This window comes from Micromonospora sp. NPDC005172 (assembly GCF_040608555.1).
GTDB lineage: Bacteria > Actinomycetota > Actinomycetes > Mycobacteriales > Micromonosporaceae > Micromonospora.
The window spans coordinates 150022-158798 of sequence record NZ_JBEXIL010000014.1 but is presented as its reverse complement, the minus strand read 5'-3'; the positions used below and the strand labels follow the sequence as shown (position 1 = coordinate 158798).

The following is an 8777-nucleotide window of genomic DNA, read 5'->3' as shown; positions in this document are numbered from 1 at the left end:
TTGGTGGGGTCGGTCGAGGTGCGGTAGGAGAAGGCGGTGCCGCCCCACTGGTAGGCCAGGACCCAGATGTTGCGGGGTGCGAAGTAGAACAGGGTCGGTGCGACGGTGGCGTTGTTCATGGTGTTCTGGCTGGCGGAGGCCATCTCGGACCAGTTGGTGAACAGGCCGAAGTTCATCGAGCCCCACGACGTGCCGGTGTTGTGCGTGGTCGCGTAGACGAGTTGCCGGCCGTTGTAGGGCGCGACGGTGAAGTCCTTGAGCGAGACCCAGCCCGACTTCGGCTGCGCGAGGGCGCCGGTCGACGACCACCGGTACGACGACGGCAGGTCACACGTGCCACCCGGGGGTGGCGTGGTGGGGGGTGGCGTGGTGGGGTTACCGCCACCGTCGACGCGCACGAGCTGCCACTGCTGGTTGGTGCCGTTCCAGTCGTCGTACTGCACGATGTTGCCGCCGTCAGCCGTCGAGGCGCCCTGCACCTCCATCGCCTTGCTGCTGTTGCGGTTGATCAACCGGACATAACCGCTGTCCGAATCGGCGAGCCGGAACTGCTGGTTGGTCCCGTTGTTGTCGGACCACTGCACGATCGCCCCGCCGTTGGCCGTCGAACGGCCGGAAACGTCCAACACCTTGCCGGACAACCTCGACTTGACCCGGTAGTAGCCGCTGCCGGAGTCCACGAACTGCCACTGCTGCTGGTTGCCGTTGTTACGCGTCCACTGCGTGATCCGCGCACCGTCGCTCGTGGCCAGGTTGTAGACGTCCAACGCCTTGCCACTGTTGCGGTTCACCAACACGTACCACGCGCTCGTGTCGACAGTGGCCGCGGCGGCGGGCGACGACACCGCCATCGCGGCGGCGCCAGCCACCACCGCCGCCGTCACAGTGGCGGCTGCCGCTCGTACCAACCAACCTCGCCGCCGTGACGGCGGTGCTATCGCCGGAGACGTACCGATGGCAGACATGATCCTCCTCAATCACCGGGGAGCCGAACGGCCACCCCGAAGCTGGGCGCTTCGCGACACGGGACCGGGCGCATACGGCGGGAATGTTCGCGTTAACAGGATCCCGGCATGCTGGGGACGTGCGCCTGATTCACGGCCGACGATGCCGGCCGGCGGTGTATCGCATCCGACGTCGCCCTTGCCCATCGACTGTGAGCGATAACATGCTGTTCGTCAAGACGTAACATCCGCGTAAAACGGGGCCGTCGCGGCCCGCTCGGCCCATCGACGCCGGTCGCACGCCTGCCAGCCGCGTCATCCACAGTGCCCACGGTCGGACCGACGCGCCCGGCGACGCGGGATGACCGACGCTGACATCGACGTCGGCGCATCTATCGTCCGCGACCCCCATGCCTCGGGCGCGCTTGCGGCGATTCGGCCGTCGGCGTACGCCCTGCGGTGGTGCCCAACCACCGCACCCGGGTCCGAAGCCGGTGGCCTCGGACCCGGGCATCGGTACTCAGGGGCTGGTGCAGGTGATGTTGCTGGGCGGGGTGGCGCCGTCGCCGGTGGCGGTGAACCCGAAGGTCGTCGAGCCGTTCGGCGCGAGCGTGCCGTTGTAGGCGGCGTTGCGAACGGTGACGTCGCCGGTGGTGCCCGTGTTGGTGCCGCTCCAGAGGCTGCTGATGGCCTGGCCGCTCGCCAGGGTCAGCCGTACCGTCCAGCCGTCGACCGTGCTGGCGGTGCTGTTGGTGACGGTGACCTCGCCCTGGAAGCCACCCGGCCAACTGTTGACGGCCCGGTAGGTGGCGGCGCAGGTGCCCGGCTCACCGGTCGGCGGCGGGGTGGTCGGCGGAGGCGTCGTCGGCGGCGGGGTGGTCGGCGGGGGCGTCGTCGGGGGAGGCGTCGTCGGCGGGGGCGTGGTCGGCGGCGGGGTGGTCGGCGGAGTGGTGGACTGGAACTGGCTGAAGAACCGCCAGATCTCCCCCGAGGTCCAGGTCCGGGAATCGTTGGGGCTGGACGACCCGTCGACCGGGCTCGGGGTGTGGTCGCCGTCGAACGCCGCCCACTGCACGGGGTATCCCGCACGGCAGCCGGAGTAGGTGGTGGTGATGTGGGTCAGGCTGCCCCGACTGGGCTCACGGGGACTCTGCGCGGTGCAGCCGTTGTTCCTGACGAACGTGTCGCGCAACGCCCGACCCTGGGAGATGTTCAGCACGCTGTCGTAGATGCCGTGGATACCGAAGTACGCCACGGGCTGGGTACCACCGTTACAGCCGCTGAGGTTCGCGCCGGAGAGGACGGTGACCGCACGGATGACGTTGGGTCGGGCGCAGGCCACCGCGTAACTCATGGCCCCGCCGTAGCTCCAGCCCAGAGCGAAACGCTGCGTCGTGTCGACACAGAGGTCGTTCTCGACCTGTCGGGAGATGTCGTCGAAGAGGGTCAGATCCCGCCCGTTGGTGTTGGCCCACCCGGCGTTGATGCCCTGCGGCGCGACGAAGATGGTGCTGTTGTTCGACAGCGGCGCGAGGCCGTAGTAGCCGGCCGAGGCGACGTTGCTGGCCGACCCGTTCAACCAGTGGAAGCCGAAGATCAGCCGGTACGGGCGGTTCCTGTCGTACCCGCTCGGGATCTGGAGGATGTAGGTGCGGTTCTGACCGCTGCTCGTGATCGTGCGCGTCCCGTTGGTGAGAGTGGGTGCCTTGCCGCAGCCCGCGGTCGCCGCGAGGGTGCCGTTCGTGGCAGCCGCCGCCTCACCGCGGAACCCGGCGCTCAGCGCGCCGCCGGTCGCCACGACGAGTACCGCCGCGGCCGCGACGAATGTCAGTAGTTTTCTCCGTCTGACCATTGCTCGACTCCTTGCCGTTGATCGTGCGTACGACATGCGCCTCGCCTGGCGGTCGGCGAGCTCCGGTTCGTGCCGGTGGGGGTGCTCGCCCCGCACACGCGGAACGAGGGGTCGGCCGACGAGGCGCCGTGACAGGACGTCCTTCCGTTGCGGGGCCGGCGTGCTTCGGCGGCCGGTGCGGCGTACACGGGTGGCGTACGGGCCGTACCGTCGCTGCCGGGGTTGTCCGCGACGGGGCATGGATGCGGGGGGGTGCAGTCGGACCGGGGCGTCCGACGACCGCGCGGTCGCCTGGCAGTGGCGGAGCGGCCCGGACTGGTCACCGACCGGCGCGGCGGCGGGAAGGCGAGCCCTCGGCGTGCCTGCGCCAACTGTCCGCGGTGACTGGGAGCGTGCCCTTCGCTCCCCGCGCCGGAACATAGCATGTTATCGATAACATGCTCAACCGGCCGAGTGCCGCGCAACGGGCCACAGTGGGCGGTGCGGCCCAGTGATCATCGGTCGAAAGCGCTGGTCAGAGGGCTGGCCGGAGCGCGGCGCATCCGCCGTCCCGAACGGGTGTCCCGTCTACCTGGCCTCGGATCGAGGACTGTAGTCGGTGACACCGAGCAGCCTGTCCCCCAGGTCGCACACCATGTCCCGCATGCAACGGGTCCCGCCGTTCTGCATGGCGTGCATGGCGTCGCAGGCCTGCCGCCAGGCGTGGCAGGCGCCGGGCACGTCGTCGAGATCCAGGAACGTCCCACAGAGCCGGACCGACGCCTCGAAGACGCGGATCCGGCTCCGCGCCTCGACGGCCGCCTGCAACGCCTGCTCGAGCTGGTCCCGAGCCTGGCGCTGGTGCCCCAGCAGAGCGAGACACTCGCCGATCAGAGTCCGGATCGCGGCCTCGTCCGTCTGCGGTCCGGACTTCTCGCTGCGGGCGAGCGCATCGTCGAGGCATGCCATGGCCTCGCCGGGAGCACCGAGCTGGACGAGCGAGTGCCCCCGGGCCACGGATGCCCAGATCTCACCGTGCTCGATGCCCGCGGCACGGTACAGGGACAGCGCCCTCTCGTTCTCCTCGAGCGCCCGGTCGTGCTGGCCGAGCTGACTGTGGACCCGCTGTAGCGCGCCATGGACACCGGCCAACTCGGCGATCATGCCGTGCTCCGCGAAGATCCTCCGCGCATCCGTGAGCAGGTCCAGCGCCTCGTCGTAGGTGGCCAGGTAGTGGCAGGAGTCGGCCAGGCCCCACATGGCGTGGGCCGCACCGACCTCGTCCCCGCTGTCGCGGGCGGCCCGAAGTGCCACCCGCATCACGTCCTGCCAGTCGTGGAAGCGCCCGGTGAGCTGCAACCACGGCCAGGTGGTGAGCGCCAGTTGCCACGGCAGGACGCCGTAGGCGCCCTCGGCCGCGCGACGTACCGCCTCGAACAGGGTCTCCCGGTGGTCGTCGAACCAGCGGACCGCCGCGTCGTAGGAAGGCGGTCGTTCCGCGACGACACCGTCCGGGGCCGGGGCCGGCGCGACCGCCGGGCTCATCGGCGCGAGCAGGAGCGCGGCCTGATAGCTGCTGTGCAGGTAGTGCCGCAGGAGCCGGCTGACCGCCGCCTCCCGCTCACGCACCGGCTCCTCGGCGAGGAACAGTTCCTGCGCGTATGCCCTGAGCAGGACGTGCGAGGTGAACCGGCCCCTGTCGTCCTCGTCGAGCATGGCCGCGTCGGCAAGTTCCCGCACCATCGCGCGCGTCTGGGCCGGCGGGGTCTGGGACATGCTGGCGAACGCCTCGGCCGAGATGCCGGCCGTCATGGCGGCGGAGGACAGGCGGAAGAGCCGGGCCGCGTCCGGGCTGAGCTGGCGGTACGACCAGGCGAAGGCGGCACGCGGATCGCATACCCCGTGATTGTTGGAGAAGGCGGCGAGTCGTTGCGCGCCGTCGCGGAGCTCGGCGGCCACGTCCTCCAGGGCGAGTCGCGGACGCGCGCTCAGCCGGCCCGCCAGGATCGCCAGCGCGAGGGGTAGACGGCCACACATCTCGATGATCTCGTCGAGAGCATCGGACACCGGAGCGCTGCCCGCCAGGGCGCGGTTCGGCGCGTCGTTCAGCCGGCGCTGGACCAGCCTGCGGGCGGTCGGCATGTCCGGAGGGTCGAGGTGCAGCAGGTGTGCGCCGTCGCGGACCGCCAGATCGACGAGCGGACTCCGGCTGGTCACCAGGACCAGGCACTGCGGGGAGTTGGGCAGCAACGGGCGCACCTGGGCGGCGTCTCGCGCGTTGTCGAGGAGTAGGAGCATCTTTCTGCCCGCGGTGAGGCTCCGGTAGATGCCGACCCGCGCGGCGAGCGTCTCCGGGACGCTGGACATGTGGAAGCCCTGCGACGACAGCAGCGATCCGAGCGCGTCCCGGGCGGACAGGCCGTCGGTCTCGGGCTGCTCCGCGCGCAGGTCGAGGTAGAGCTGACCGTCGGTGAAACCCCCGGCGACCAGGTGGGCGAAGTGCGCGGCCAGCGTGGACTTTCCCACGCCGCCCATTCCGTCCAGAGCGACGACCAGCGGACCCGTTCCTCGCGCGTCGGCAGCCCCCGCGCGCAGGCCGGCGAGAGCCGAGAGCTCCGCGGTACGCCCGACGAAGGCGGGCAGGTCGGGTGGTAGCTGCGCCGGTCGTACCAGCGGCACCGGCCCCGACCGGACGCTCCGCCGTGTCCCGCCGCCGGTCGGGCCGTTCCCCTCCGAGGTCGTCGCCGTCCCGGCCAGCACCCGCCGGTGCGCGGACTGGAGTGCCTCGCCCGGATCGATGCCCAGCTCCTCGGCGAGGCGGGTGCGGACGGACCGGTACAACTCCAGCGCCTCGGCCTGGTGGCCACCGGCACCCAGCGTGGCGATCAGACTCGCCTGCACCGGCTCGTGGAACGGCGCCATCGTGGCGGCCAGCCGCAGGGGCCGCAACACGTGCGTCGGACGTCCCAGTGACATGGCGAGTTCGGCCGCCGGCACGCAGAGGTCGAGGAATTCCCGATCAAGCGCAGCGAAGATCGACATCGCGGTGGTGCCGTGGGCGTACGTGTCACCGGCCGGCCCGCGCCACAGCCCCAGGGCCTGGACGTAGCGGTCCAGTGCCTCGTGACGATTGCCGGCCGTGAGGCTCGCCCGCGCGGCGCCGACGAGCTCGCGGAAGCTGAACAGGTCCAGCGAGCCGGGTGCCGGCGCGAAGAGGTAGCCACCACCGTGCCGGCGCAGGTACGAGCCGGACGCCCGCAGCGGAAGCGAGGGTTCCATCAGTCGCCGAAGCGCGCCGACGTACTTGTGGATGACGTTGGAGGCGCTGGCCGGGGCGTCCTCGCCCCAGACGAGTTCGATGAGGTCGGCGGCGCTGACGGGTCGCCCTGCGCGGGCGAGGAGCAGGGCCAGCAGACGACCCTGCTGACGAGGGCCGACGTCCACCTCGACACCGTCGCGCCACAGCCGCAGGGGACCCAGGATCTCGAAACGCAGCGCGGCGGCGGTCGGCCGAGGTCCGTCTTGCCCATGGCGGACATCGACCGAACTCGACAATTCAATCTCCTGTTTCGCCTTGACCCGTCGCCACCATCGGCTACCACCCGCGCTCCCAGTCTACGTGGGAGGCCCGCCGGCAGAGCTCGTCGCCGAGGGCGGAACGGGACGAAACGCCGGACCGGGGCGGCGGCAACAGATATCTCACTGCGGGGAATACGTCGGATAATGACGTCCCGGCACCGTTCGTCCTTCTCCCGTCGAGGCCGGTGATCCCGCGCCAAACGGCAGCGAGGCCGTCTTTTCGGGTCCTAGACTGCGAGCGTGTCCGGCGGGGCCGCCCCCTGCCACGGAAGAGGTGCGGGTTCATGAATTCTCGGCCGACGAAACAGCAGGAGAGCCACCACGGCGGGGCCAACCGCGACATGCCGCCGGAACTCGGCTCGGATTCCATTGGCATATTCGAGGGCCGGACCTTCGTGTTGTCCAATTCTGTCGGCGACGTGCCAAACGATTCCATCGCCGGACTGGTGCACGACGACACCCGCTATATCAGCCGCTGGGAGATGACCCTGGGCGGACTCGCTCCACTGGTGCTCAGCGCGAGTACCGTCGATGCCTACTCGGCGGCCTTCTTTCTCGCCAACCCGGAACTGCCGGACCTACGGGCGAACGGGCTCGGCGTACGCCGGGAACGTTTCGTCGGGGACGGCATGTACGAGCGCGTCGTGTTGCAGTACTTCGGCGCCGAGCCGGTCTCCGTACGTCTGCGGCTGGATGTCGGCGCGGACTTCGCCGACCTCTTCGAGATCAAGAGGTCGGGTCCGAGCAGGCTGGCCGACATCCGGCGGAACCACCAGTCGGACGGCTCCGCCCTGCGCTTCTCCTACCAGAACTCGCGCTGGTCGGTCGCCACCACGGTCGAGGCCGACCCGCCCGCCGAGCGGGTCGAGGGCGACTCACTGGCCTGGGACGTGCGCCTGGAACGGGGCGGCACCTGGAGTTGCGAGCTACGCGTCCTGCTGACCTGTCAGGGTAGGGAGTTCCAGCCCAGCAGCCGCGCCTTCGGCGAGTCGCACGACGCCGACGCCGACGACCCGGCGACGCGCTGGGTAGCGAGAAAACCGCACCTGAGCGCGGATTCGGAACTGTTGCGCAACGTCTACCACAAATCGGCCGCGGACCTGGTGTCGATGCGCATCGTCAAGGAGATCAACGGCCAGGAGATCGTCCTGCTGGCCGCCGGCATGCCCTGGTTCCTGACCGTGTTCGGGCGGGACACGCTGATCACGGCGTACCAGAGCGTCACCTGCGGCCCGGACGTCGCGCGCGGTGCACTGCTGACTCTCGCCGCGCACCAGGGCACCGTCGTCGACGACTTCAGCGACCAGGACCCCGGCAAGATCCTGCACGAGTTCCGTTCGGGTGAGCTGACGCAGCTCGGCATCGAGCCCTACGGCCCCTGCTTCGGCGCGGCCGACACCACCCAGCTGTGGCTCATCCTGCTCTCCGAGTACTGGCGGTGGACCGGCGACGACGCGTTGGTGCGGCAGTTGCGACCGAATGCCGACGCAGCGCTGCGGTGGATCGACGAATTCGGAGATCGCGACGGCGACGGTTACGTCGAGTACGCCACCCGCTCTCCGAACGGGATGCGCAACCAGTGCTGGCGCGATTCGCCGGACGGTGTGCAGTTCGCCGACAGCAGGCTCCCCGACCTGCCGGTCGCCACCTGCGAGATCCAGGGGTACACCTACGACGCCAAGCTACGCGCCGCGGAACTCGCCGACGGGCCCTGGGCCGACGCCCCGTTGGCACGACGACTGCGGGCCGAGGCCGCCGACCTGCGCGAGCGGTTCAACCGCGACTACTGGCTACCGGAGCGCGGGGGCTACTACGCGATCGGGCTCGACGCCGGGAAGCGGCCCATCGATTCGATGACCTCGAACATGGGTCACCTGCTGTGGAGCGGGATCGTTCCGCCCGAGCGGGCCGCCGTGGTGGCGCGGCACCTGATGTCCGACGAGATGTTCTCCGGCTGGGGTGTGCGTACCCTGGCGACCGTGGACGTCGGGTACAACCCCATCGGCTACCACCTCGGCACCGTGTGGCCACACGACAACTCGATCATCGCCGCCGGCCTTGCCCGGTACGGCCACCGGGACGAGGCCAACCGCATCGCGATGGCGATGCTCGAGGCGGCGGCCCACTTCGACTACCGCCTGCCCGAGGCGTTCTCCGGGTACGACCGTTCGCTGGGACGACGACCCGTTCCGTACCCCACCGCCTGCAACCCCCAGGCGTGGGCCAGCGGCGCGCCCCTGCTCTTCCTGCGGACGATGCTCGGGCTCGACGTCAGCGACGGCGTCCTCGGCACGGACCCGCACATCCCCGAGGAACTGGGCGGCATCCGGCTGACCGGGCTCAGCGTGCACGGCGCGAAACGGAGCGTGGACGCCTCCGGTTCGCGGTTGCGCTCCCTGGCCTGACGACGGGCGGGTCGACCG

4 protein-coding genes are annotated in these 8777 nt (G+C 70.2%); 1 reads left to right on the top strand and 3 read right to left on the bottom strand.

Annotation, left to right across the window (positions count from 1 at the left end; genetic code table 11):
• From ABZV06_RS12895 to ABZV06_RS12885, 3 genes are all read right to left on the bottom strand, one after another.
• Positions 1–965 (bottom strand): non-reducing end alpha-L-arabinofuranosidase family hydrolase (locus ABZV06_RS12895; RefSeq protein WP_355621074.1); only part of this gene is annotated, 965 nt, incomplete at its 3' end.
• 499 nt (positions 966–1464) lie between these two features.
• Positions 1465–2796, bottom strand: coding sequence for a cellulose binding domain-containing protein (locus tag ABZV06_RS12890; RefSeq protein WP_355243830.1), 1332 nt, complete (start codon positions 2794–2796; stop codon positions 1465–1467).
• A 567-nt stretch (positions 2797–3363) separates the two neighbouring features.
• On the bottom strand, positions 3364–6219 hold the full coding sequence (locus tag ABZV06_RS12885) for a BTAD domain-containing putative transcriptional regulator (protein WP_355621071.1): 2856 nt from the start codon (positions 6217–6219) through the stop codon (positions 3364–3366).
• Between the two features lie 419 nt (positions 6220–6638).
• Between ABZV06_RS12885 and ABZV06_RS12880 the strand changes: the two genes are divergently transcribed.
• Complete coding sequence (locus ABZV06_RS12880) at positions 6639–8759, top strand: glycogen debranching N-terminal domain-containing protein (RefSeq protein WP_355621068.1); 2121 nt, start codon at positions 6639–6641, stop codon at positions 8757–8759.
• Positions 8760–8777 lie beyond the last annotated feature (18 nt).